General features: G+C 71.6%; 17 protein-coding genes, 1 tRNA gene and 3 pseudogenes. 7 read left to right on the top strand and 14 right to left on the bottom strand.

The window, feature by feature from the left end; genetic code table 11:
• Window positions 1–24: 24 nt before the first annotated feature.
• Both HNR22_RS17890 and HNR22_RS17895 read right to left on the bottom strand, forming a co-directional pair.
• Window positions 25–1218 carry a hypothetical protein gene (locus HNR22_RS17890; RefSeq protein WP_179781322.1) on the bottom strand — a complete coding sequence of 398 codons (1194 nt, stop codon included), beginning with the start codon at window positions 1216–1218 and terminating at the stop codon, window positions 25–27.
• Window positions 1215–2156, bottom strand: coding sequence for a transporter substrate-binding domain-containing protein (locus tag HNR22_RS17895; protein ID WP_179781323.1), 942 nt, complete (start codon window positions 2154–2156; stop codon window positions 1215–1217). The genes HNR22_RS17890 and HNR22_RS17895 overlap by 4 nt, the downstream gene beginning before the upstream one ends.
• A gap of 176 nt (window positions 2157–2332) precedes the next feature.
• Between HNR22_RS17895 and HNR22_RS17900 the strand changes: the two genes are divergently transcribed.
• Entirely contained in the window at window positions 2333–2668 is a 336-nt protein-coding gene (locus HNR22_RS17900) for a hypothetical protein (RefSeq protein ID WP_179781324.1), read from the top strand.
• On the opposite strand, the gene HNR22_RS17905 is transcribed toward HNR22_RS17900, so the two are convergent.
• The 8 genes and pseudogenes from HNR22_RS17905 to HNR22_RS17935 form a co-directional block, all read right to left on the bottom strand.
• Window positions 2652–4151, bottom strand: a complete 1500-nt coding sequence (locus tag HNR22_RS17905; protein ID WP_179781325.1) for a protein kinase domain-containing protein — start codon at window positions 4149–4151, stop codon at window positions 2652–2654. The two genes, HNR22_RS17900 and HNR22_RS17905, sit on opposite strands and share 17 nt — an antisense overlap.
• A gap of 30 nt (window positions 4152–4181) precedes the next feature.
• Entirely contained in the window at window positions 4182–4685 is a 504-nt protein-coding gene (locus HNR22_RS17910) for a hypothetical protein (protein WP_179781326.1), read from the bottom strand.
• A 193-nt stretch (window positions 4686–4878) separates the two neighbouring features.
• Window positions 4879–6900: pseudogene (locus HNR22_RS32035) on the bottom strand (ATP-binding protein); the annotation flags it as partial.
• 141 nt (window positions 6901–7041) lie between these two features.
• A pseudogene (locus HNR22_RS32040) lies at window positions 7042–8610 on the bottom strand (adenylate/guanylate cyclase domain-containing protein); the annotation flags it as partial.
• Complete coding sequence (locus tag HNR22_RS17920; protein ID WP_179781328.1) at window positions 8607–9443, bottom strand: MBL fold metallo-hydrolase; 837 nt, start codon at window positions 9441–9443, stop codon at window positions 8607–8609. The pseudogene HNR22_RS32040 and the gene HNR22_RS17920, both read right to left, overlap by 4 nt.
• A 133-nt stretch (window positions 9444–9576) precedes the next feature.
• Window positions 9577–10038 carry a RidA family protein gene (locus HNR22_RS17925; protein WP_179781329.1) on the bottom strand — a complete coding sequence of 154 codons (462 nt, stop codon included), beginning with the start codon at window positions 10036–10038 and terminating at the stop codon, window positions 9577–9579.
• Window positions 10035–10190, bottom strand: coding sequence for a Sp36 family protein (sp36, locus tag HNR22_RS17930; protein ID WP_088950574.1), 156 nt, complete (start codon window positions 10188–10190; stop codon window positions 10035–10037). Before sp36 ends, HNR22_RS17925 begins: the two co-directional genes overlap by 4 nt.
• Before the next feature lie 44 nt (window positions 10191–10234).
• Window positions 10235–10717, bottom strand: coding sequence for a hypothetical protein (locus HNR22_RS17935; RefSeq protein WP_179781330.1), 483 nt, complete (start codon window positions 10715–10717; stop codon window positions 10235–10237).
• A 551-nt stretch (window positions 10718–11268) separates the two neighbouring features.
• On the opposite strand from HNR22_RS17935, the pseudogene HNR22_RS31875 reads away from it, so the two are divergent.
• The 3 genes and pseudogenes from HNR22_RS31875 to bagB all read left to right on the top strand — a co-directional run.
• Window positions 11269–11856, top strand: a pseudogene (locus HNR22_RS31875) (Rv0361 family membrane protein); the annotation flags it as partial.
• A gap of 26 nt (window positions 11857–11882) precedes the next feature.
• Window positions 11883–12860: an ATPase BagA gene (bagA, locus tag HNR22_RS17945; RefSeq protein WP_179781331.1), complete on the top strand. Its 978-nt coding sequence runs from the start codon at window positions 11883–11885 to the stop codon at window positions 12858–12860.
• Between the two features lie 54 nt (window positions 12861–12914).
• On the top strand, window positions 12915–14066 hold the full coding sequence (bagB, locus tag HNR22_RS17950) for an ArsA family ATPase (RefSeq protein ID WP_179781332.1): 1152 nt from the start codon (window positions 12915–12917) through the stop codon (window positions 14064–14066).
• Between the two features lie 6 nt (window positions 14067–14072).
• On the opposite strand, the gene HNR22_RS17955 is transcribed toward bagB, so the two are convergent.
• Entirely contained in the window at window positions 14073–14393 is a 321-nt protein-coding gene (locus HNR22_RS17955; protein WP_007466209.1) for a WhiB family transcriptional regulator, read from the bottom strand.
• Window positions 14394–14799: 406 nt separating this feature from the next.
• Between HNR22_RS17955 and HNR22_RS17960 the strand changes: the two genes are divergently transcribed.
• Window positions 14800–17235, top strand: coding sequence for a penicillin-binding protein (locus HNR22_RS17960; protein ID WP_179781333.1), 2436 nt, complete (start codon window positions 14800–14802; stop codon window positions 17233–17235).
• Between the two features lie 118 nt (window positions 17236–17353).
• On the opposite strand, the gene HNR22_RS17965 is transcribed toward HNR22_RS17960, so the two are convergent.
• Window positions 17354–17809: a GatB/YqeY domain-containing protein gene (locus tag HNR22_RS17965; protein ID WP_088950579.1), complete on the bottom strand. Its 456-nt coding sequence runs from the start codon at window positions 17807–17809 to the stop codon at window positions 17354–17356.
• 25 nt (window positions 17810–17834) lie between these two features.
• Here HNR22_RS17965 and HNR22_RS17970 point away from each other — a divergent pair, with 25 nt between their 5' ends.
• Together HNR22_RS17970 and HNR22_RS17975 are read left to right on the top strand one after the other, a co-directional pair.
• The gene (locus HNR22_RS17970; RefSeq protein ID WP_179781334.1) at window positions 17835–18728 is read left to right on the top strand and encodes a metallophosphoesterase; all 894 of its coding nucleotides are present in this window, start codon (window positions 17835–17837) and stop codon (window positions 18726–18728) included.
• Window positions 18729–18918: 190 nt separating this feature from the next.
• Window positions 18919–18995, top strand: a tRNA-Pro gene (locus tag HNR22_RS17975).
• A gap of 287 nt (window positions 18996–19282) precedes the next feature.
• On the opposite strand, the gene HNR22_RS17980 is transcribed toward HNR22_RS17975, so the two are convergent.
• Together HNR22_RS17980 and HNR22_RS17985 are read right to left on the bottom strand one after the other, a co-directional pair.
• Complete coding sequence (locus HNR22_RS17980; protein WP_179781335.1) at window positions 19283–22012, bottom strand: right-handed parallel beta-helix repeat-containing protein; 2730 nt, start codon at window positions 22010–22012, stop codon at window positions 19283–19285.
• Between the two features lie 147 nt (window positions 22013–22159).
• Window positions 22160–24748: a NosD domain-containing protein gene (locus HNR22_RS17985; protein WP_179781336.1), complete on the bottom strand. Its 2589-nt coding sequence runs from the start codon at window positions 24746–24748 to the stop codon at window positions 22160–22162.
• Between the last annotated feature and the right edge of the window lie 82 nt (window positions 24749–24830).

Below are 24830 nucleotides of genomic sequence, written 5' to 3' on the forward strand. Positions count from 1 at the left end.
AAGCCGAGTCGATCAGCGTGACGGTCAGCCCGGGGTGCGGCAGGTGGCATCGATGCGGTGGACCGGGCGGACCCGCCGACCCATGCCCTCCAACAGTGAATCCTCGACGTGGAAGTCGTGAATGCGCAGTTGATGGCGGGGCAGCTCCTCCTCGCTCGGGCAGAGCACCTGGGCGCGGACCAGATCGACCGGGACGTACCGGACCCCGCCCTGCTCCTGAAGGATCACCATGTTGACGTCGTCCGTGGTGACCACGTGCCCGCGTACGTCCTCGGTCGGCCCGTTCTCCTCGCCCACGGTGGTGACGGTCAGCGGCAACACCGGTGTGCTGATCACCGGAACCGCGGCCCAGACCAGCGTGGCCAGCACCGCCACCTCGGTCACCGACGCCAGCGGCCGGATCACCACACCCGGCAGCGGCCCCGCGATGAACAGGGCCAGCAGCGGGGGCACCACGATGAGCGCCAGCACCAGCCACTCGTCGCCCTGCCGCATCGCGTCGCGCATCGTCGGCAGCATCAGCCAGCCGTACCCGGCGAGCAGCGCGACGATGACCAGCAGCCTCGGCAGCACCCGTTCGTGCAGGCGCGCGGGGCGCAGCTGGAACGCGGCCACGAACGCGGGCAACAGCAGCGGAAGGTAGAGCAGCGGCCAGGTGATCAGGGCGAGCAGGAAGCTGGCCAGCACCACCCAGGCCGGGGTGATGTCGGCCCAGCGGGCGAAGAGCGGACGGCGACGGGTGCCTGGCGGGAGTCGATCCGCGCTGACGGCCAGCACCGCGCCGAGTGCGAAGACGGCGACCAGGCCGGTGGAGAGCAGCCGGGCCGCCGTGGTCAGGAACCCGGCGAGCAGGTTGACCGGCCCGACGTTGGCCACCAGCAGCAGTGTGGTCTGGAGTTCGCCGCCCGCCTCCACACCGAGGCGGAGCACCGAGAAGATCGCCGGCACGCCCACCACGGCGGTCCAGAACGACTGGCTGGCGCGAGCGCGTCGCTCCGCCGGGTCCCAGCGGACCCGCCCGGGCTCGACGTCGGCGACGATCGGCTTGGCGGGTTCGGCGACGGGCACACCGGCTGGCCAGTCGACACCGTCCACCCCGGCGGCGGGCGACGCCGACTCCGTACCGTCGATTGTCGGCGCGGCTGCGACGCCCGGCACGGAGCTGCGGGGCGGCGGGACCGTGCCGTCGCCGCCGGTGGCGGTGGTCGCCGCGCTCACTTCGCGGGCGCCTTGTCGTCGAAGTCGACCAGCTTCGGCACCTCCAGCGGCTGCGGCTGGCGCTTCTCGGCCTTGAGCCACGGACCCAGCGTCCGGTTGTACGAGGTCTGCCACGGGCTCGCCTGCTCGTCGCGCCCCTGCTGGTAGCTCTTCTGCAGGAAGAACGCGACCAGGTCGCGCAGTGCCGGGTCACCGATCGGCACGCCGACGCCCAGCAGTTCGCTGGTGCCGAACGGCATGTCGACGATCTCGAACTCCTTCGGGTGGCGGGCCAGGAAGCCGGCGAGGATCGTCTCGTCGGAGCTGACCGCGTCGTAGCGGCCCGCCCGAATGCCGGCGACGCAGTCACCGACGGTCTTCACGACCAGGGCCTTGACCTGGTGACCTCCCAGCTCGGCCTCGGAGGTGGAGCCGCCACTGGTGCAGATCTTGTAGTCCGGGTTACGGAGGTCCTCAATGGTGCTGATCTTGCCTCTCAGCCGGGTCGGCACCATCACCTCCTGGGTGGTGACGAAGTACGGCCCGGCGAAGCTCACCACCTTCTTACGCTCCTCGGTGATGGAGAAGCTGGACACCACGAGGTCGACCGTGCCGCCCTGCAACGCGGGGATCCGCTCCTCGGTGGCCACCGGAACGAACTCCAGCCGCTGGTCCCCCTCGTAGCCGAGGGAGGCCGCGATGTACTTGGCGATCTCGACGTCGAACCCGACGTGCTGGCCGTTGCGCAGCTCACCCATCAGCGGCTCGTTCGTGGCGACGCCGATGCGCAACTTCGACTGACCGTAGATGTGCGTCTCGCGCATCTTCTCCTGCACCGAGGACAGGTCCGGTTCCTGCCGGCTGTCGCACCCAGCGGCGGCGGCAAGGGTGAGAGTGAGGGCCACCGCCAGCGTGGACGCGACCGAGCGGAGCCGGGACTGCGAACTGCCTACGTTCATGGGCGACCTCGCTGCCGGAAGAGCCTGCGGGACACCGAGAGTAGCGGCTCTTGTCCAATGAGTGTGGACGTCATCGGCCATGTCGGCGGGCCCGGCAGATCGACGTCGATCGGCGCGGCGGTCGGTTCTGCGGTTGACAGCCGGCCCCGTGACGACATGCTGGACAGGTGAGTCGATTGCCCAGACCCGATGCGCGGACGGTGGCGGTGCTCGCGGCGCTGGGAGCCCTCGCGCCGCTCGTCATGCTGGTCATCTGGCGCCGGCAAGATCTTGTCGGCGTGGTCCTCGCGCTACTCTGCGTCCTGCTGACCATGGTGGCCGGGGTCGCCGTCTCCGCCGCCCGTCAGGTCGAAGACCCGGAGCCGGCGGACCGGTCGGCGACCGTCGGGCCGCCCGAGCTGATGCCGTACGGGATCGACGCGGACACCCTCGACGCCCTGGACAGCCGGGCCGCCTTGCATGCGGTACGTGACCGGCGGCGCGGGTCGAACGGGCTCAGCGGCGGCCGGTGAGGGTGGGCGCGGCAAGCGCGTCCACGCCCCGCCCGGCCAGGCACCGGTACGTCCGGTCGATGCTGCCGTCGACCGGCGGTAGCACCTCCAGGTGCCAGCCGGTCGGCTCGGCGATCCCGGTGGTCAACCGGAACGTCGTGGCGCTGCACACCTGCCGCACCGGCGCAGCGGCGACCACCTCGTCGTAGTCGGCACCGACCAGCGCCACCGGCAGGATCCCCTCGGCGTACGTCTCCCAGGTGTGCCGGCCGGCGCAGGGCAGCCGCGCCGCCTCGGCGCGGCTCCCGCGGATCCGTACCGGGCCGAAGCACTCCAGCTCGGGCAGGCAGCGGGCGCCCTCGGGCAGGGCGGTCGGCGAGCCTGCACCGGTCACGCAGCCGGGCAGCGGGCCGGTGGCCGGGGCGGCGACCTGGGTGACCGACGGGCTCGGGGTGGGTGATGGTGCCCGGTCGGCGACCCAGGCCCCGGCGGTGGCTGAGGCGGCGAGCGCGAGCACTCCCGCGCCGCCGAGGAACCAGCGCCGCCAGCGCCGGCCACCGGTCACCACCTGCTGGGTGTCCTCAATGGGCGGGCGGGGCGCGGGCTGACTGGCCGCGTACGGGCCGGAGAGGGTCACGCCGCCGCTGACCGGGGCACCGCTGACCGGTGCCGACGGTGAGCCGAGGGGCAGGTTGGCGAGCAGGTCGTGCAGTTCGAGGGCGGAGGGACGTTCGGCCGGGTCGTTGGCCATGCCGAGGCGCAGGACGTCGATCAGCTCGTCCGGTACGCCGGGCAGGGCGGGAAGCGGCTGGTTGAACAACTCCAGCACGGTGACCAGGCTGGGGTTGCGCTCGGACTGCCAGCGGGGCGGCCGGCCGTGCATCACCGCGTAGAGGGTGGCGCAGAGCGCGTACACGTCGACGGCCGGCGACGGTGGGCTGTGGCTGAACATCTCCGGTGGCGCGTACGCCGGGGTGAGCACCTCCAGGGTGACCGAGGCGTCCCGGTGCTCGGCGAGCACGGCCAGCCCGAAGTCGGCGAGCACTGCCGAGTTGAAGTGCGAGTGGAGGATGTTGGCGGGCTTGACGTCGCGGTGCAGCACTCCGGCCCCGTGCGAGTGGGCCAGCGCGTCGGCGATCTTGATGCCGAGGTCACGGGCCTCCACCGGGCCCAGCGGCGACGTACGCATCCGTTCGGCGTACGAGCCGTCGCAGAGTTCCATGATCAGGTAGGGGTGCTGGTCGACGGTGACCCCGACGTCGAAGAGGTCCACCACGTGCGGGTGTGACGACATCCGGCCGGCAGCCCGCGCCTCGCGCAGGAAACGGGCCTGATCCCGCTCGCTGTCCAACGTCCGGTTCTCCACCTTGACGGCGACCTCGCGACCGACCGAGATCTGGGTGGCCTGGTAGACGGTCGCGTAGCCTCCCCGGGCAAATACCCGCAAATCCGTCAGACCGGGCACGATCGGAACTCGCAAGCCGCCGGTCGGGGTGTCGGTCACCGCTCGAAAATACCCAACCCGACCGATGGCTCAGCGCACCGCGTCCGCCGGAGCGGCACCGGCCGGACCGGTACCCTCCTCAGCGCCCGCAGTCGCCCCGGCACCGTCGGACGTCACCACGTCGCCCGCCGACACGCCCCGGCGGGCGTCCAGGCGCAGGCCGACGGCGGTGGCCACCGCCCCCAGCCCTTCCCAGGCAGCTACGCCGAAGAACCGGCCAGGAGCGATGTCGGCCAGTACCGCGATGGTGAACACGGTGAACGTGACCAGCCGGAAGACGACGGTGAACCGGTAGAACACCCGCCACTCGGTGACCGTGGCCAGCAGGTAGTAGACGCCCATGTTGAACGCCGCCATCGAGGACGCCAGCAGGAACGTGCCGGTGTGGTCACCGACGGCACGCGTCTCCGGCACCTCGAACCCGAGCATGCGCAACTGCACCTCCGGCCAGAGCAGCCCGACCGTGCCCATCACCAGCGCCAACACGCCGAAGACCGCGATGGTCCAGCCAGCGATGGAACGCGGCAGCTTCATGAAGGGCCTCCCCCAGGCACGGCGACGGTCACACGGCGGACCGGCACACGGTGGTGACACGCTAGCCGCTCACCCCGACCGCCACATCCCCAGAACCGGCAAAAACCGTGCCCCCACGCGCCTGCCCCGTTGATCAAGAGGTTTCGGTCACCGGGAGCCTGATTCCTGACGCAAACCTCTTGATCACCGAGGGTCAGGTGGGGGTGGGGGTGGGGGTGGGGGTTAGGCGGGCGCGGAGGGCGTCGGCGGCGGCGCGTTCGCTGCGCTGCTCGGTCGCGTACGCCAGGCGGACCGCCTCGTCTGCGCTGGCCAGAGCCTCCGTCGGCTGGCCGCAGGCAGCCAGCGCCTCGGCCAGCACGCTGGCGGCGATCACCTGACTGCGCACGTCCTCGGCCGGCGCGGTGACCGCCCGGCGGGCCCAGTCCAACGCCTGCTCCCGCTGACCGTGGGCGAGCAGCGCCGCCGCGTACTGGGCCATCGTCTGGCGACGGGAGAAGAGCAGCGAGGGCGCGTTCGCGGCGGCCGTGGCCACCGGGGCGAGCAACCCGACCGCGGTCGCCGAGTCACCGGCGGCGAGGCGTGCCGTCGCCAGCAGCACCCGGGGCGCCACCTGCGCCGGGGCCTGCGGGTTGTGCGGCTCCACAGCGGTCAGCACGGCGCGGGCCACCCGCTCGGCCGTCTCGCAGTCGCCCATGTCCAACGCGACGAAACCGCGCAGCGTGCCGGCCATCCCGGTGAGCAACGGGTGCGAGGTGCGCTCCGCGTACGCCAGGGCGTCGGTGAGCAGGTCCGCCGCGTGCTCCGGCTCGCCCAGCCCACGCGCCACCACCGCGCGCACCACCAGCGCGAACCCGCGCCCCCAGTCGTCGGAGGCGGCGGCGAACTCGCGGTACGCCCGCCGGGCCTCCCGGTCCGCCTCGGCCAGGTCACCCAGCTCGGCGGTGGCGAAGGCGGCCACCGCACGCAGCGTGCCCACCGCCCACGCTTCACCGACCCGCTCCCCGAAGGGCAGGAACACCTGCGCCATCCGACACGCCTCGCGCAGTCGGCCGGCGAGCAGTCGGGCGAACGCCGTGGTGCCGCGCAGCCAGGCCCGCCCGTACGGGTCCTTCAGCTCGGCGAAGAGCCGGGCGGCCCGGCCGAGCACCGCGTCGGTGCCGGCGAAGTCACCCCGGGTGGTGGTCACCCAGGCCAGGTTCTGCAACGACCAGGCCTGCCCGCGTCGGTCCTGTGCGCCGAGGCTGACCTGGTACGCGGCAGCCAACCGGCTGCTCGCCTGACTCAGCCGGCCGGCCACGAAGTCGGCCATGCCGAGCCGGCGCATCGCCGTGGCGCGCTGGATGGGCAACTGGCCCGCCGTGGCCACCTGCAACGCCTCCTGCCAGGCGGTCACCGCCCGACCCTGGTCACCGAGGGTCTCCTGGGCCTGCCCCGCGAGCAGCAGCGCGCTGACCCGGGTGACCTCGTCCCCCGCGTTCGCGGCGATCTTCTCGGCGTACGCCAGCGCGTCGGCGACCCGGCCGACCTGGAGCAGCGCCCGTGCGTGCACCACCCGATCGGCCGCCGGCATGCCGTCGCGAGCCAGGTCGGTGGCGCGCTCGGCGTACTCGACGGCCAGCACCGGCTCACCGGCGGACAGCGACCGACGTGCGGCCCGGCCGAGCGCGGCGACGCCGAGCGGGACCACCGCCCGGGCCGGCGCGTCCGGACGCAGCTTCACCGCGTCGGCGAGCGTGGCGGCCCGCTCGACGTGCATCGCCACGAAGTCGTCCCGGGCCTCGTCGGTGAACCCGCCCGGCGCACCGGCGGCGGCCTCGTTCGCGGGCGCCGCCCAGCGGGCCAGCGCGGCGTGCCGCTCGGCCAGCTCCGCCTTGCTCACCCCTGCATACGCGGCCTCCCGCATCAGCGGGGTCGCGAACGAGTAGCCGGTGCGGGAGCGGTGCAGCATCCGGCGTTGCAGCAGCTCCTCGACAGCCCGGTCGAGTTCCACTGCGACCACGGCCGACGGCCGGCCGTCGCGGCCGGCGCGCTGCTCGCGCATCGCCTCCAGGGCCCCGGTCGGCACCGTGTCACCGATGACCGCGGCGTCGCGCAGCACCGAACGGGCGTCCGGCGGCAGCGCGTCGATCCGGGCGGCGAGGACGGCGGCGAGGTCCCGGGAGAGCAGCCGGCTGCCCAGCGACCCGGGCACCAGCCGCCAACCGGTCGACGGGCTCTGGTCACGTTCGCCGGAGCCGGGACGATCCACCGAGGCACGCGCACCGCGCGCCGGCTCCGGGGCGCCGACACCGAGCGGCGACTCCGAGGCGCGGACACCATGCGCTGCTTCCGAGGCGCGGATACCGCGCGCTGTCTCCGTGGTGAGCGCTCCGCGCTCGATGAGCAGGGTGACCAGCTCGGCCAGATAGAAGGGGTTGCCCTGCGCGGTGGCGAGCAGCCGGTCCGTGTCGGCCTGCGGCAACTTGCCGCCGCCGAGGTAACTGGTGAGCAGCCGCGCCGCGTCGGCACCGCGCAGTGGCGGCAGGGAGTGCACCTCGGCGTCCGCGACCCGGGTCAGCGCGCCGGCCGTACGCACCAGTTCCGGCCGGCCGAGCAGCAGCACCAGCACCGGGCCGGTGAGCTTGGACAGGGTCAACCCGAGGGCACTGATCGTCTCGGCGGTGGCGTCGTGCAGGTCGTCCACCACGATCACCAGTGGCGCTTCCGAGGCGAGCCCGCTGAGCAGATTGGCGACCGCGTTCGGCACCGCCTCGGCGTCCGCGGCCGGGACGCCCGACCCACCCCACTCGCCCGAGTCGGTGCCCCCGTGTGCCGGGAGTTCGCCATACCCGAGCAGGGCGAGCAACTGCTCGACGGCGATCGGGGCGGTCTCGCCGCCGGAGCGGGCGAGTCGCTGACCGAGCCGCCGCAGCCTCTCGTCCACCGCCGGCCGGGTCAGTGCGGTGGCGGCATCGCTGGGCAGGCCGACGGCGGCACGCACCAGGTCGGCCAGCGGCGCGAGCCGACGTCGCTCACCGAACGCGGCACACCGCACCGACAGCACCCGCGCGCCCGTGTGCGCCGCGTACCGACCGGCGCCCACGTCGTATCCGGCGGCCAGGCGCTCGACCTCCGCGGCGAACCGGGACTTGCCGATGCCCGCCTCGGCGGTCATCAGCAGCACCCGGGGGTCACCCTGGTCGATCACCTCGGCGAGCCGACCGGCGACCCGGCCGATCTCCGTCTCCCGACCGACGTACGGGGCCTCGTCGCCCAGCCCGGAGCGGGTGCCCGGTGCGTCCAGCAGGCCCAGCAGCTCGTACGCCTCGACCGGCTCCCGCTTGCCCTTGAGCCGCAGTGGACGCAGCGCCCGCCAGGAGGACACGTGTCGGGTGGCGGCGGCGGTGCGCCCGCCGGCGTAGACCGCGCCGACCGCTGCGGCGTCGGCCAGCCGGGCGGCGGTGTTCACCGTGTCGCCGATGACCGTGTATTCGATGGCGGCCTGGATGCCGGCGATGACGTCGCCGGTGTTCAACCCGACGCGCAGCCCGAGCGGCGCGCCGCCGCCCCGCTCGTCGTCGAGCACCCGGCGGACGGCCCGCTGCATGGACAGGGCGGCCCGGACGGCGCGTTCGGCGTCGTCCTCGTGTGCCACCGGGGCGCCGAAGACCGCCATGATCCCGTCGCCGGTCAGCTTGTCGACGTGCCCGCCGAAGGTCTTCACCGCGCCGGCGAGCGCGGCGAGCACCCGGTCGGTGACCGCGCCGACCCGTTCCGGGTCGAGATCCTCCGACCAGGAGGTGAACTCGGAGAGGTCACCGAAGAGCACGGTGACCACCCGGCGCTCGGCTGCCGGCAACGTTGCGGCGGCCGGCAGCGCGGCACCGCAGTTGTGGCAGAACCGCGCGCCGGGAACGGCGACGGTTCCACACACGGGGCAGGTCACATGTGCTCCAACCCACTGACCCCCGGCGCAGATTCCCCGGTGTCGACACCCAGATGCTCCAACTGGGCACGGACCGACCATTCGGCCGCCCACCAGAGCGAGCGGTCCACGTCGGCGTAGACCGCCGCCACCACGTCGGCGGGCGTGCGGGCGCCGGCCGCGACCGCCGCCCGGACCTGGTCGAGCCGGGCGCGACGGTGCGCGAGGTAGAAGTCGGCGGCGGCGGCGCAGTCGGCCAGCGCCGGGCCGTGCCCGGGCAGCGCCGGGATCCCCCGGTACGCGGACAGCAGCTCCAGGCTGGTCAGGTAGTCACCGAGGTGCCCGTCCGGATGGGCGACCACCGTGGTGCCCCGGCCGAGAATGGTGTCACCGGTGAACACCACCCGCTCGTCACCGTGCCCGACCAGGAAGCAGACCGAGTCGGCGGTGTGCCCTGGCGTGCCCAGCAGGCTGATCTCCAAGCCGAAACCGCCGAGGCGTTCGCCCGGCTCGGTCAGTGGTTCGCCGCCGATGGTGTGTGCCGGGTCGACGGCGAGGACCTGCACGCCGCCGAGCAGCTCGCTCAGCCGGGCGGAGCCCTCGGTGTGGTCGGGGTGGCCGTGGGTGATCAAAACCAGCCCGATCGGGCCGTGCTCGGCGATCCGGGTCAGGTGTCCCTCGTCCGCCGGCCCCGGGTCGACCACGACGGCGTGCTCGGCCGACGGGGCGCGCAGCACCCAGGTGTTGGTGCCGTCGAGGGTCATCGGCCCCGGATTCGGTGCGCGCAGCAGTGTCACCCAGGTCGGCAGCTCGTCGGCCAGCGCCGCAGCCGGTGCCGTCACGTGCCCGCTCATGGCTGCGATGGTACGACCCCGCCCGCAACACCCCACGATCTTGCCCACCGAACCCGGAGGAAGGGCCCCGTCGACGCCTGATGGCGAGGAAGGGGCCCCTCCTGAGCGCGGATCGCGGGGTGCTGGCGACGCGTCAGGCGACCTCGACGATCAGTTCGATCTCCACCGGGGCGTCGAGGGGCAGTTCGGCCACTCCCACCGCGCTGCGGGCGTGGCGGCCAGCCTCGCCGAAGACGGTCCCGAAGAGGTCGGAGGCACCGTTGATCACCGCCGGCTGACCGGTGAAGCCGGGCGCGGAGGCCACGAAACCCGTCACCTTGACGACCTTGACGACGTTCTCCAGGCCGACCAGCGAGTCGACAGCGGCCAACGCGTTGAGCGCGCACCGCTGGGCCAGATCCTTCGCCTGCTCGGCGGAGATCCCGGCGCCGACCTTGCCGGTCGCGAGCAGCTTGCCCTCGGCGATCGGCAGCTGGCCGGAGACGTACACGTGCTGCCCGGACTGCACGGCCGGCACGTAACTGGCCACCGGTGGCACGACCTCGGGCAGTTCCAGCCCCAGCTCGGCGAGTTTTGCGTGCGGACCGTTGCTCACGCCTTGGGCCGCTTCAGGTAGGCGACCAGCTGGTCCGGATTGGGCCCCGGGATCACGGCGACGAGCTCCCACCCGTCCTCGCCCCAGTTGTCGAGGATCTGCTTGGTCGCGTGGACCAGCAGCGGGACCGTGGAGTATTCCCACTTCTGCATCGCTGAAGGGCTCCCTCTCGGTGCGGAATTGTTCGAGGGACAGCCTACGGTCCGCTGGCGGGGCGAGGTGCGGGACGCTGCTCCGGCGCGGCCGGCAGCTCCCCGCAGAGCCCTTCGTGCTCGTATCCCTGGGGGCAGCGGGACCGGTCGGGCAGCAGCAGGTCGCAGAACACCCGGTGCCGGTTGTTCTGGTCGTCGGCGTTGGACACGGTGGTCTCGCCGGCGTCCAGCTCGGGCAGGAAGCCCAGGGACACCGCGACCCGGCCGGCCAGCACGGTCGCCGCGGCCAGACTCGGCACCCGGATCGGCAGGTGGATGACGAAGCCCGCCTCGTCGTCGTCGCGGGCCCGCTCGGCGGCGCGGGTTGGCGCTCGAGCCGCCTCCGTCTGCTCCGGCATCCGGCGGTACGACCGTTCGTTGACCGGCTGGGTGCCGACGGGCCCGCCGGTCTCGACCACGGACCCGGGCCGGCGCGGCCGGTCGTTGGTCGGAAACTGGGTGCGAGGGATGTTGTCCGCGTCGCGCATGCACTGCCTCCGGTCGTACCTCTCGGATCATGCTTCCGGTCCGAACCCGTTCGTCCGTTCCGGCCCCCGCACCGGGACGAAGGTAGGTCGGTGGCCGCAGTCCCGCCAATAGGACGCGCACAACCGGTCACTAACAGTCACATATGCGACAGATCGACAGTCGGGGGATGGGCTGCCAGGCGCATCGCCGCCCGAACCGGCAAGCCCCGCGGCATGGCAGGGGCAACGCCGATCCGCTCACCGACCGCTACCCTTCCGGTCGGACGGTCGCGCTGCGCCCGGACGCCCGCTCGATCACGCTCGGCGCCAGGGGTGGCGGCGGGCGCCGCACCCCCGGGGGAAAGACCATGACCCAACCGCCCAGCGGCGACCAGGCCGGCCCACCCGCTCACCCGCCGGCCCACCCGGATCCCGCCGGTCAGCCCGGCTCTCCGACCATTCCCGCCCAGCCAGCCCCCGCCGCACCGGTCGGGCGGCTCGCCCTCCCCGCATCCCCGGCCCAGCCGGCGCCCCCCGCTGAGCCGGCCGCTCCCTCCCAACCGGCCTTCCCCAGCCAGTCGGGCGGCGCTGACGGTGCTGGGCAGCCGGAGGGACCGGGTGGCTCCACGTCGACCGCGGCACCGACACCGCCGGGCAGCCCGGAGATCCCGCCACCGCCGTCGGGATACCCGCCCTACCAGGGCACGGCTGCGCCGAAGAAGAAGCGCGGCCTGCTGATCGCGGCGATCGCACTCGTCGTGATCATGGTGCTCTGCGTGGGCGGCGGCGTGGTGGCGTTCCTGACCCTGCGCAATGCCGAGACCGGCGAGGGCGCCAAGGAACCGGCGATCGCCGTCGACGAGTTCCTCACCGCGGTCTACAAGGATCGCGACGCCTCCAAGGCTGCCGATCGGGTCTGTGCCGCCTCCCGCGACGACGAGAAGATCGCCGCGAAGGTCGCCGAGGTGCAGAAATACGCCTCAGCGCACCAGAATCCTCGTTTCCGGTGGACCACCCCGAAGGTGGACAACCAGACCGGGGACCGGGCCACCGTCTCCACTCGGATCACCATGACCACCTCCGACGAGAAGGTGGCCGACCAGGACCTGCGCTTCACTGTGGTGCAGAAGACGGGTTGGTGGGTCTGCGAGGTCGCGTGACCGCCGGGCCTGGATAGGCTCGACGGGTGTGTGCAGCTGAGCGGCCGATCGAGCCGGCCGGTACCGGATGGTCCGCCCGCCTTCATGTGGTGACCGGCAAGGGGGGCACCGGCAAGACCAGCGTCGCCGCGGCCCTGGCCCTCGCGCTCGCCGCCGGCGGCCGGCGCACCCTGCTGGTCGAGGTCGAGGGGCGGCAGGGCATCGCCCAGCTGTTCGGCATCGACCCGCTGCCCTACGAGGAGCGGCACCTCGCCGACGCGCCGGACGGCGGCGAGGTACGCGCTCTCGCGGTGGACGCCGAGGAGGCGCTGCTCGAGTACCTCGACATGTTCTACAAGCTGGGCGCGGCGGGCCGGGCGCTGCGCAAGCTCGGTGCCATCGACTTCGCCACCACCATTGCGCCGGGGCTGCGGGACGTGCTGCTCACCGGCAAGGTGAAAGAGGCCACCACCCGCACCTCCGGGCAGCGGCGGGTGTACGACGCGGTGGTGCTGGACGCCCCGCCGACCGGGCGGATCGGTCGCTTCCTCAACGTCACGGCCGAGACCGCCCGGCTGGCCAAGGTGGGCCCGATCAAGACCCAGAGCGAGGGGGTCGCCGCACTGCTGCGCTCCCCGATGACCGCTGTGCACGTGGTCACGTTGCTGGAGGAGATGCCGGTACAGGAGACGGTGGACGCGATCGCCGACGTGACCTCGCTCGGCTTCGGCATCGGGAAGGTGATCGTCAACGGCGCCCGGCCCCCGCTGCCCGCCGGCCGGGCGGTCACCGCCGCTGAGCTGCGGCGTGGGCTGGTCGCCGCCGGCCTGCCGGCCGATCGGGACATCGTGGCCGGTTTGCACGACGAGGCCCGGGACCAGGTCATCCGTCGCGAACTGGAAGATTCGCTCCGCGCTGAGCTGGTGGAGTTGGGGCTGCCGATGGTCGAGCTGCCGTTGCTGCCCGACGGGGTGGACCGGGCGGGCCTCACGACACTGGCCCGCGCCCTCGTCAGCGCCGATTGACTCACACCTGAGCTCAGCACCGGCGCATGGACCGACGCGGCCCGATACGCTCGATTGGTGCCTTCCGAAGACGCGGCGCCGCAGCTGGACGTCGACCAGATCCTCGCCGACCCCGGCGTGCGGATCGTCGTGTGTTGCGGTGCCGGCGGAGTGGGAAAGACGACCACGGCTGCGGCGCTGGCCCTGCGGGCCGCCGAGCACCACGGCCGACGCACCGTGGTGCTCACCATCGACCCGGCCCGCCGGCTGGCCCAGTCGCTGGGCCTGACCGAGCTGGACAACACCCCTCGCCAGGTCAAGGGCATCGACGTCGAGAGCAGCGGCGGGGAGTTGCACGCCATGATGCTGGACATGAAGCGCACCTTCGACGACGTGGTGCTCCAGCACACCGATCCGGCGAAGGCCGCGGAGATTTTCGCGAACCCGTTCTACCAGGCGATGAGCTCGACCTTCGCCGGCACACAGGAATACATGGCGATGGAGAAGCTGGGCCAGCTGCACGCCCGGGGCGAATGGGACCTGATCGTGGTGGACACGCCTCCGTCCCGCTCGGCACTGGATTTCCTGGACGCGCCGGCCCGGCTCTCCCGTTTCCTCGACGGCCGGATGCTGCGACTGCTGCTGGCTCCGGCCCGCACCGGCGGACGGAGCATGTTCAGCCTGGTCACGGCCTCGTTCGGGATGTTCTCGAAGGTGGTGCAGAAGGTGCTCGGCGCACAACTGCTCACCGACCTGTCCGGCTTCGTGGCCGCACTGGACTCGATGTTCGGTGGTTTCCGGCAGCGCGCCGAGCAGACGTACCGCATCCTCCAGGCCGGGGAGACGGCCTTCCTGCTGGTCGCGGCGCCCGAGCCGGACGCGGTCCGGGAGGCCGCCTACTTCGCGGGCCGTCTGCGGGACGAGCGGATGCCGCTCGCCGGCCTGGTGCTCAACCGGGTGCACCGACCGGCGGTGCCAAAGCTGGACGCCGAGCAGAGCCGGCTCGCCGCCGAGCGGCTGACCGAGCTGGGTGGGCACGAGGCCACCGCCGACGTGCTGCGGGCGCACGCGGCGCTGGCTCGTCAGGCGGTACGCGAGCAGCAGGTCGCCGCGCGGTTCACCGAGGCGTTCCCGGCGGTGCCGGCGGTGTCGGTGACGGCGCAGCCCGCCGACGTGCACGACGTCGACGGGCTGCGAACGATCGGCGCGGCGATCAGCCGGCCGTGACCGGCGTCAGGTGGCCGCGCTGACGAGGATCTTGTCCTTGCCGGCCTTGTCCTTGCTGTTCTTCTTCATCGCTGCCTCGAACATCTTGCGCCAGCTCGTCACCTGCGGGTGACGACGCAACAGCGCCCGCCGTTCGCGTTCGGTCATGCCACCCCACACACCGAACTCGATCCGGTTGTCCAGCGCGTCGGCCAGGCACTCGTACCGAACTGGGCAGCTCCGGCAGATCCGCTTCGCCACGTTCTGTTCGGCGCCTTGTACGAACAACGCGTCCGGGTCCCCGTTCTGACATGCCGCCAGTGACGGCCAGTCAGTGATCATGCCCATGTGTACACGTCCCCCCTTGCAGTACCTACCGACCTCGTCGATGCACGTCAGCCGGCAATCCCCCCGATCGCCCGGCCTGCCTTCCCCAAGGCGGCGCGGACGACATGTGGCGCTGTCGCCGCCCCCATCATGCTCTGTAGTCACCCGATTACGCAACGTTGTCGGCGAAATCCATCATTCCGGACACTCCCGGCTTCCCGGGCCTTCGACCGCCGGTTACCCCGCCGAGGTCAGCGATAACGCCGCGCCGCCTCCCTGAATCGGAGGAGACTCACGCCAGGTCACACGCAACCAAGCACCGGGGGTCGTGCGTTTAGCACAACGAGGGCAGCGCACGCAGGAAATGGGGAAAGAACGCCCCAGCGCACCTCGTTCCCTACTCGCGTACCCTGCTGAGGTGACCTGGATGCGGAAACGTGACCACAATGTGCTGACCAACGCCGCATCGCTACTCGTGTGTGGCCTGTTGGCCGGCGTAGTGGTCGCTGCGGCGGCCTTCCCCGCGGTGGCGATGTCCGGCTTGGCCGCGAAGGCGGGCGCCGAGACATTCGGCAACCTGCCCACGGAGCTGACGGTGGCCCGAGCGCCGCAGATCAGCTACCTGCTGGCCTCGGACGGCAAGACACCGCTCGCAACGATGTACGACGAGAACCGGCGCGACGTGAAGCTCGCCGACATCTCTCCCTACATGCAGAAGGCCATCATCGCGGCCGAGGACCACGACTTCTACAAGCACAACGGCGTCGACATCAACGGTGTCGCACGCGCGTTCGTCAACAACCAGGCCGAGGGCTCCGGCCGGCAGGGCGCCTCGACGCTGACCATGCAGTACGTCCGGCTGGCCATCGCCTACTCGGCCACCCACCCGGCCGACGTGGTCGCGGCGACCGAGGACACCAGCGCCCGCAAGCTCCGCGAGATGCGGCTGGCCCTCCAGGTCGACAAGGAATTCTCCAAGGACGAGATCCTCACCCGCTACCTCAACCTCGCCTCGTTCGGCAACGGCGCGTACGGCATCTTCGCCGCCAGCCAGGTCTACTTCGGTAAGCCGCCGAGCAAGCTCAAGATCGAGGAAGCGGCACTGCTGGCCGGCATGGTCAAGGCCCCGACGACGAACGACCCGACCACCAAGGCCGGCTACCCGCTCGCACTGGACCGCCGTGACTACGTCATCCAGAACATGGTCGAGATCAAGGCCATCACCCAGCAGGAGGCCGACGCGGCCAAGGCCGTCAAGCTCGAGGTGAAGGACAAGCGCACCCCGAACGGTTGCGTCTCCGCCAACGTCAACAGCTGGGGCTTCTTCTGCGACTACTTCTACCGCTGGTGGATGCAGCAGGAGACGTTCGGTTCGACCTCGTACGACCGGGAGCGGCGGCTGAAGAGCGGCGGCTACACCGTCGTGACGTCGATCGACGTCCAGGCGCAGAAGGGCGCCGACAAGGCGGTCCGGAAGGCCAAGAGCGAGAACAGCAAGGAAGCCGCCATGGTCGCGGTGGTCGAGCCCGGCACCGGCCGGGTCCGGGCGCTCGCGGTGAACCGGCAGTTCAAGCTGGACGACCCGAAGAACCCGAAGAACAAGATCTCCAGCGATCCCGCGAAGAGCAAGAAGAAGATCCGGGGCAACTACCCGGCGACGGTCAACCCCCTGCTCACCGGTGGCGACGGCATCACCGGTTATCAGGCCGGCTCGACCTTCAAGATGTTCACGATCGTGGCGGCATTGGAGAAGGGCATCCCGCTCAGCTACCCGATCAACGCGCAGAAGCAGTTCAAATCGGAATACATCATCCAGCCGGGCCCGGCAGCCTGCCCAGGCACCAACTTCTACTGCCCCACCAACTCGACCGAGAGCATGGCCGGCCCACACAACATGTGGACCGCGTTCGGCCGTTCGGTGAACACCTACTTCGTGCCTCTGCAACAGCAGGTCGGCGCGGAGAACGTGGTCAAGGCCGCCAAGCGGCTGGGCATCAACTTCCGGGCCCAGGAGGACCTGGACCTGGAGAAGGGTGCGCACCAGTGGGGCGCGTTCACCCTGGGCGTCTCGCAGACCACCCCGCTGGATCTGGCCAACGCCTACGCCACCCTGGCCGCGGACGGCACGTTCTGCGAACCGATCCCGGTGCAGGAGATCCGCGACCCGGAGGGCAACAAGCTCGACATCGCCAACCCGCGCTGCGAGAAGCGGTTCAGCACCGACGTGGCCCGCGCCGCGGTGGACGCGGCCCGATGCCCGGTCGGTGACAAGTCGTCGTCCTCCCGGTGCTCGGGAGCCACCGCCGGCAACGTCCGCAACGACGTCGGTTACCCGGTGGCCGGCAAGTCCGGCACCACCGACTCGGAGAAGACCGCCGCACTGGTCGCGATGACCAAGCAGTACGCGGTGGCGGGCATCATGGCCGACCCGGACTGGCCGCAGACCAACGTGAAGATGAAGCACGGGGAGAAGGACGGCATCAACCCGCCGGTGTGGGAGACGCTGCGGGACGCGATGAAGGGCAAGAAGGCGATCCAGTTCGAGCCGCCTGGCCAGAAGATCTCCGAGGGTGACCAGCGCAGCATCCCGAGCGTGAGCTGCATCCCGCTGGATCAGGCGAAGTCCCGGATCAAGGGTGCCGGCTTCGAGCCGGTGGTCTCCGACACCAAGGTCAAGTCTTCCTGTCCTCCGGGCACCGCCCACGGCACCAGCCCGGACGGGCGCACCATCAAGGGTGGCGTGGTCACCATCCAGGTCAGCAACGGCGGTGGTGGCACCACGCCGGGCAACACCGGTGGTCCCGGTGGCCCTGGGCAGCCCGGCAACCCGCCCGGTCGACCCGGTGGTCGTCCCGGCGGCTGAGCCGACGAGCAGGACACGACGGGCGGGCACCCTTCTCGGGTGCCCGCCCGTTCGTCTGTCCGGTCGACCGGCTACCGGCGCCGATTCCGAGGGCGGCAGTCGCGGTGCCGCTGGTGGGTCAGAGGCCGAGCTGTCGGCGTACCTCGGAAGCCACCCGGCCGCCCTCGGCCTGGCCCGCCACCGCGGCCTGGGCCGCCTTCATGGCCGGGCCCATCTGGGCCTTGCCGGTGAAGCCGCCCGCGGCGAGCGCCCCCGACACCAGCTCGGCCAGCTCGGCGTCCGAGAGCTGCTTGGGCAGGTAGCGGTCCAGCACCTCACCCTCGGCCGACTCCTTCGCGGCCTGCTCGGCGCGGCCGGCGTCGGCGAAGGCGGTGGCCGCCTCCCGGCGCTTCTTGGCTTCCTTGGTCAACACCGCGAGCACCTCGTCATCGGTGAGCTCGCGCTTGGCCTTGCCGGCGACCTCGGCGGTGCCGACGGCGGCCAGGGCCATCCGCAGCGTGGAGGTGGTCAGCTCGTCGCGCGCCTTGAGCGCGGAACGCATGTCGGCAGTGAGGCGGTCCTTCAGCGTGCTCATGGACGGTCAAACTACCCTGAACGCCATGCGAAAGCGCACACTATTCCGGCTTGCCGCCGGAACCGCCACGGTCGGCGCGGCCACCCTCGCGTACGCGTCGCTCATCGAGCGCAACATGTTCACCCTGCGGCGGTACGACGTGCCGGTGCTGCCGGCCGACGCGGAACCGCTGCGTGTGCTGCACCTGTCGGACCTGCACATGATGCCCGACCAGGCGCGCAAGCAGCGCTGGGTGGCGTCGCTGGCCGCCCTGGACCCCGACCTGGTGGTGGTGACCGGCGACAACATGGCGCACCCGGACGCGGTGCCCGGGGTGCTGCGCGCCCTACAGCCGCTGCTGGACTATCCGGGGGCGTTCGTGTTCGGCTCCAACGACTACACCGGGCCGGTCCTGAAGAACCCGTTCACCTACTTCCTGCCCGACCGTGAATACACCGAGGGCGTCGAGCTGCCCTACGAGGAGCTGCGTCAGGTGTTCACCGGCGCCGGCTGGGCGGACCTCAACAACGTCCGGACCACGTTGAAGGCCGGCGGTCGGCAGCTCGACCTGGTCGGCGTGGACGACCCCCACATCGAACGGGACGACTACCCCTCGGTGGCTGGCGCGGTCTCGTCGTCGGCCGATCTGTCCATCGCGCTGACGCACTCCCCGGAGCCACGGGTGCTCGACCAGATGGCGGCGGACGGCTTCGGACTGATGCTGGCCGGGCACACCCACGGCGGTCAGGTCTGCGTACCGGGCTTCGGTGCGCTGGTGACCAACTGCGGCCTGCCCCGCTCGATGGCGCGCGGTCTGCACCGCTGGCCGGGCTCGGACTCCTGGCTGCACGTCTCCGCCGGCCTCGGCACCCACCCCACCGCCCCGATCCGCTTCGCCTGCCCCCCGGAGGCCAGCATCCTCACCCTCCACCCCCGCTGACCCGCCCGCCCTCCCGCGCCGCGCGGGCCTCAAGATCCGCGCAACATCGGGGATGCTGCTGCCTCACCCCGCGCTGAGGCAGCAACATCGGGGAAGTTGCGCGGATCTTGGCTCTCCGCCCGGGGGTCAGGGCGCGGGGGTACCGAGTTTGACCATCGGGGCGGGTGGGCTACTATTTGTCGGCACGCCTCGGGGTGTGGCGCAGCTTGGTAGCGCGCTTCGTTCGGGACGAAGAGGTCGTCGGTTCGAATCCGGCCACCCCGACCAGAGGTAAGAGGGCACGTCCGATCCATGGATGTGCCCTCTTGTGCGTCCTGGGGGCGACCACGGTCCGCGCAATCGGCAGCAGTTCCCACCCCGGCTCCGGATCGTGCTCGGCGGTGGCGCGCAGCAGCCCGGGCGGGGGCGTCCAGCCATCGTGGTCGAACGCCCAGCGGCCGTTGGTGGTGAGCACGTGGCACGAGTAGGGCGCACCCGGGCGTGTGCGGCGTGCCCATGTTCCTCACCCCTACGGGCCGCCGCCGGAGCCCCGGCGGCGGCCGCTGCGGTAGTCGTCAGGCGGCGGGCCCGATGAAGTAGCCCGACTGGTCGACGAGCACGTGGCTGCTGCCGGAGCTGTTGTTGTAGAGGGAGATGCTCGCGTCACTCGTCTTGATCACCGCGAGGTTCGAGGCCGTCTCGCCGGCGACGAAGTTGACGTTCGAGGCGGTGGGGGGCGTCGTCCGGTAGGGGAAGGCGGTGAGAACGCCGGCGGTGGTCGGCGCGGTGACGGTCAGGTTGGCCACGACGGCCGTGGGGGCGGGGCAGTCCGACCCGCAGTCACCGCCGTCGAACGCCTCGTAGTACCAAGCCTCGAGGCTGGCCACCGCCTGCTTCTCCAGCGGACCGGCGGTGCGACCGATCAGGCCGTCGCCGGTGCGGCTGTCGGCGATCCGGGACGGCCCCCACGGCACGTAGCTCTGGGTCGCCCCGGAGGCCGCGGACCCGAAGTAGCCGGCCAGGTCGGCGACGACGTGGGTGGTGCCGGAACTGACGTTGCGGATCGCCACCTTACCGCCGACAACCGGCACGGTGACCAGGTTGGGGATCGTCTGCCCGGCCACGAAGTTCAGGTTGGACGCCACCGGCACCGGCGTTCCGTCCGGGTAGACGGTGAGCACCCCGGCGGTCGTCGGCTGCGTCACCGTGACGTTGAGAATCGCGGCGGTCGCGTCGGCGGGGAGGACGCCGGAGAGATCGACGTGCCGGTCGGCGTTCGGGGCGACCGGAGCTGCCGAGCGGGTGTCCAGCACCCGCCTCGGCGCGAGTGGCGCGAAGCCCGAGCCGTGGGCGCTGTAGTAGCCCTGGAGATCGGCGACCAGGTGGATCGTTCCCCCGCTGGCGTTCTCCAGGTAGACCCGGCCATCGCGCACCGGCACGGTGACCAGATTCGGCACGGTCTCGTTGGCCACGAAGTTGACGCTCGACGTGGTGGTGGGAGTGCCGGCGTCGGGGTAGACCTTCACGAATCCGGCGGTGGTGGGGCCGGTGACGGTGACGTTCAGGACGATCGAGCTGATGTCGGCGGCCGGAACGCCACCCACCTGGGGCAGGTCGAGGGTCACCCGACCGCCGGCGGCGACCGGCACCGTGGTCGGAATGCCGAGAGCGGTGCGGGTGTCCAGCAGCCGCGTCGGCGCGACCGCCGTGTAGTGCGAGCCGGTCACCGTGCAGGCCTGATCGGTGCGCCCGACGCCGCCGTTGACACGGCGGAATCCGTTCGGGCTGACGTAGTAGGCGACGCAGGCCACCCCCGCCCGGCGGTACGTGTAGCTGGCTCGCGGCACGTCGCTGATGCGCGGGGCGGTCTGGTCGCCGAACCGGAACGCGTACCGGCCCTCTTCACGCTCGACAGGCCAACTGTGGGTCGGGGTGATGGTCGCCACCGTGTCCAGTGGACCGCCGCCAGCCGCCCGCCGGATATCGATCGAACCGGGGTCCAGCGTCCCCTGGCGCTCCCAGCCGCCGCGGTCCCGGTAACCACTGCCCGTGCCGGTGTTGGCGGCCGCCGGGTCGTCGCTGTACGGGTTGCCCAGAATGTCACTCGGCAGGGCACCCGGGGCGGAGCCGTCCGCCGAGTCGATGGCGGGAGATCCCGGCCGGAGCGTGATCCAGCTCCGCCAGTAGTTGATGTCGACGATGTCGATCCCCGGGTTCGTCGTCAGGTCGTGGACGCCCTGGCCGGTGGCCGCGACGAAGCTGTCCCGCGCGGTGTGCGCGGTGCCGCCCCAGACGTAGAACGGGCCGCCACTGACCGGATCGATCAGGTTGTGGTCGACGACGCTGCGAGCGGTCGACCCGGCGGACACGGTGATCGCGGCGGCGGCCGCCGGATCCGCGCAGACCTGCCTGACGCTGCCCGCCGTCGCGATGATGTTGTTGCGGATGCTCGCGCCCGGCGAGTCGCCGGCCACGTCGATGCCCCTCCCACAGGTGGTGATGATGGTGTTGCCGGTGACCACGGTGTCCGGGGCGTCGGTGACGACCATCCCGGCACGGCTGTAGCCCTGGTTGCCGACCACCACCGCGTTGACGGTGCCGGCCCCGACGGCCACCACGGGCCCGCCGCCGATCAGGAACCATTGGCGGCTGACCGTGACGTCACGGGATCCACCGGTGATCCGCACGCCCCCGGACGCTGTCGCACCCCGTACGCCGTTGCCGTCGATGGTGACCCGGGTGGAGCCGTCCACCGTCACCGCAGGCGCCCCGCTCACACCCTCCACCACGAAGTCCCGCAGGGCCACGTCGTGCACGCCGGCGACGATGATGACGCTGCCGGTGGTCGGCCCCGCCATGGACCGGACCTTGCCGATGCGTACGTCGCCCCGGACCGCCGAGGCGCGGAACGTGATCGGTGCCTCGGGCGTACCGGAACGCGTGATCGTCAGCACCTCCTCGTAGTGCCCCGGCTCGACGAGCACGGTCTGGCCCGGTTGGACGACGGCCGCTGCCGCGGAGATCGTGCAGAACGGGTCGTTGCCGGTGCCGCTGCCACCGCCAGCGGAGCAGCGGTTCTGGTCCACGGACAGCTCGGTCGGCGGGACGGCCTGGGCGACCGGCTGGGCGGTCACGGGCACCGCCGCACGAGCGGGCACCGCCGCACGAGCGGGCACCGCGGCACGAGCGGGCACGGCGGCGTGGGCCGGCACGGCGGCGTGGGCCGGCGCGGCCGGCCCGGCCAGGCCTCCGGCACCCAGGACAAGGGGTACGACTAGGAACCCGGCGAACCAGCGACCACCCATGGACCATCCCCGTCTTCTATCGATCATGATCAGGCCGGAGACTACCGGCATTGCCCGGCCGGTCACGTCAGTCGATCGGTCACCGTCGCCGGAACGGCCGGAGCCGGCACCATCACGTGGTGCCGGCTCCGGGTCGGATCGGTTCGGTCAGGGAGTGGTGGCGATGAAGTGGCCCGCCTGGTCGACGATCACATCCGTAGTGCCACTGCTGTTGTTGGTCAACGTCACGGAACCGTCGGCGCCCACTCGGACCACCGCGGCGTTCGATGCCGTCTCGCCGGCCACAAAGTTGACGTTCGAGGTGGCCGACGGCGCCTCGCCCTTGGGCTGTGCGATGAGGACACCCGGAGCGGTCGGCCCGGTGACCGTCAGGTTGGCGACCAACGCGGTCGGCTTCGGCGTCTTGTCGTTGCCGTTCGGGTCCAGGAAGGGCACAATCCGGTCGACCGACGCGAACGGTGCCAGTCTGCTCCCGGACCGGGTGTCGAGGATCCGCTGGGGGCCCAACGGGACGAAACCGTCGGTGGCGCCGCTGCCGTACCAACCGGCCAGGTCCGCGAGCACGTGGGTGGTGCCGGAACTGACGTTCTGGATGACGAGCCGGCCGTTCACCACCGGCACCGTCACCAGGTTGGGGATGGTCTGGCCGGTGACGAAGTTCAGGTTGGACGCCGTCGGCACGGGCGAACCGGCCGGGTACACGGTGAGAACCCCGTTCGCCGTCGGCTGGGTGGCCGTCACGTTCAGCACGACGGCCTTGGCACCCGACGGCACCCGCCCGGAGAGATCCAGCACCCGGTAGGTGTTCGCGGGGACCGGCGCGCCTCCGTTGGCCCGGGTGTCCAGCACGCGGGTCGGCGCAAGCGGCTTGAAGCCGTCACCGAAGCCGGAGTAGAAGCCCTGCAGATCGACGACGACGTGCACCGTCCCGCCGGCGTTGTTACGGATGCGCAGGTTGCCGTTGGACATCGGCACCGTGACCTGGTTCGGCACGGTCTCACCGGCGACGAAGTTGACGCTCGACGCCTGGGGTGTGGTCGTCCCGTCCGGGTAGACGCTGAGGTAACCGGCGCTGGTCGGTTGGGTGGCCGTCACGTTGAGCACCACAGCCGTGATGTTCGAGGCCGAGACTCCATTGACCGACATGACTGGCAGAACGATCTCGGAGTTGGCCGCGACGGGAACGGTGGTGCTGATCCCGACGGCGGAGCGGGTGTCCAGCAGACGGGTCGGTGCCACCGGGGTGAACATCGCGCCGAGGACCTCGCAGTCTCCACCCAGCGGCTCGAGCACGCTCGGCGGGAGCACCCGGAAGTTGTCGAACCGGATGTCGTTGCTCACACAGGCGGTGCCGGCACGCTGGAGCTGGCGATCGGCCGGCACGATCGGACCCACCCGGTAGAACCGATCGTTGGTGAACCGCTGGGCAACCTTGCCCACCGGACCATCGGTGGGCCACGCGTGGCTGACCGTCAGAGGAGCGGTGTAGTCCAGCGAAGAACCGCCGGGCTTGCTTTGGACCCCGTACCCGCTCACCGTCCGGCCACCCTGGAGTTCGACCGCGCCCCGGTCGTGGTAGCCGTTACCGGTACCGGTGTTGGGCACGGTGGGCGCGTCGGCGTGTGCGTTGTCCAGCAGGTCGGTGCGGGTGGCCCCGGGTGCCGTCGCGTCGGCGGAGTCGACCGCCGGCGATGCGGCGGTCAGTGGGATCCAGCCGCGCTGGGTGCCCTGCTGCTCTCCCAGCAGGACCGGGGCCAGGATGTCGTGGCCGCCCTGCCCGGTGGCCGCCCGGAACGACGTCAGGTCGGCGTGATTGGTGTCGCCCCAGCGGTAGACGGCCCCACCACTGGCCGGGTCGACCAGGTTGTAGTCGGCCTCCGTGTTGCCGGTGGCGGCGGCGGCAACCGAGATCGCGGGTGCGGTCGCCGGGTCGGCACAGGCCCCCGGGGCAGGGACGGGACCGGATCCGGTACGCAGGATGTTGTTCCGGATGCTCGCGCCGGTCGAGGCACCGGCCAGCACGATCCCGGTCGTGCAGTCGGTCACCACGGTGTTGCCGGTGATCCGGGCTCCCGGCGCGTCGGTCACGGCGACCCGGGTCTTGAAGAACGTGTTGGCGGTGACCACCGCGCCGGTGACGCCCGCCTCGACGGCCACGCCGGTGGCGGCCGTGCCCGAGCCGGAGAACCAGCCCCGACTGACCGTGACAGCGCTGGACGAGCCCGTCACACGGACGGCGGGCAGGGTCCCCACGCCGGTGGCGATGCCGTCCACGGTGACCCGCTGGGCTCCGCTGATCAGAACCGGCACCGCGTCGCCCCGGCCGGTGAGCGTGAAGCCCTCGACCACGACGTCATGCACGCCGGAGATCGTCAGCGGCGTACCGCTGAGCGTGTAGTGACCGAGACGGACGAGGCCCCGCGAGGTGTTGACCGCACGCACGGTGATCGGCGCGGACTCGGTGCCGGACCGCGTGACCGTCACATTCTCCGCGTAGTCCCCCGGCTGCACGAGCACCGTCTGACCCGGCTGGGCGACCGCGAGAGCGGCGCCGATCGTGCAGTAGGGCGCGGCTTCGCTGCCGTCGCCAGCCGGCTTGCAGTTGGAGCGGCTGACGTACACCTCGGTGCCGGCGCTCGCGGCCCTGGCCGCCGCTGGCGCGGGCGCCGCCACCGCCGGCCCGGCGGGCCCGACCAGGCCCACACCCGCCAGCAGCGGTACGACCGCAAGCTGCACTGATCTGTGTCTTTTCATCAACTGTCCCCCGTGGAAGTCGAGCAATTCTCGACGCAGCCTATATTCACCTCTGTCGTGCCGG

The sequence above is a fragment of the Micromonospora jinlongensis genome, assembly GCF_013410645.1.
Taxonomy (GTDB): domain Bacteria; phylum Actinomycetota; class Actinomycetes; order Mycobacteriales; family Micromonosporaceae; genus Micromonospora; species Micromonospora zamorensis.

What these genes read in the sequence shown, in the direction of transcription:
- HNR22_RS17895 (WP_179781323.1), bottom strand. Translation starts at nt 2,156, where the DNA reads ATGAACGTAGGCAGTTCGCAGTCCCGGCTCCGCTCGGTCGCGTCCACG.
- HNR22_RS17910 (WP_179781326.1), bottom strand. Translation starts at nt 4,685, where the DNA reads ATGAAGCTGCCGCGTTCCATCGCTGGCTGGACCATCGCGGTCTTCGGC.
- HNR22_RS17920 (WP_179781328.1), bottom strand. Translation starts at nt 9,443, where the DNA reads ATGAGCGGGCACGTGACGGCACCGGCTGCGGCGCTGGCCGACGAGCTG.
- sp36 (WP_088950574.1), bottom strand. Translation starts at nt 10,190, where the DNA reads ATGCAGAAGTGGGAATACTCCACGGTCCCGCTGCTGGTCCACGCGACC.
- HNR22_RS17935 (WP_179781330.1), bottom strand. Translation starts at nt 10,717, where the DNA reads ATGCGCGACGCGGACAACATCCCTCGCACCCAGTTTCCGACCAACGAC.
- HNR22_RS17955 (WP_007466209.1), bottom strand. Translation starts at nt 14,393, where the DNA reads ATGGGCATGATCACTGACTGGCCGTCACTGGCGGCATGTCAGAACGGG.
- HNR22_RS17960 (WP_179781333.1), top strand. Translation starts at nt 14,800, where the DNA reads ATGCGGAAACGTGACCACAATGTGCTGACCAACGCCGCATCGCTACTC.
- HNR22_RS17965 (WP_088950579.1), bottom strand. Translation starts at nt 17,809, where the DNA reads ATGAGCACGCTGAAGGACCGCCTCACTGCCGACATGCGTTCCGCGCTC.
- HNR22_RS17970 (WP_179781334.1), top strand. Translation starts at nt 17,835, where the DNA reads ATGCGAAAGCGCACACTATTCCGGCTTGCCGCCGGAACCGCCACGGTC.
- HNR22_RS17980 (WP_179781335.1), bottom strand. Translation starts at nt 22,012, where the DNA reads ATGGGTGGTCGCTGGTTCGCCGGGTTCCTAGTCGTACCCCTTGTCCTG.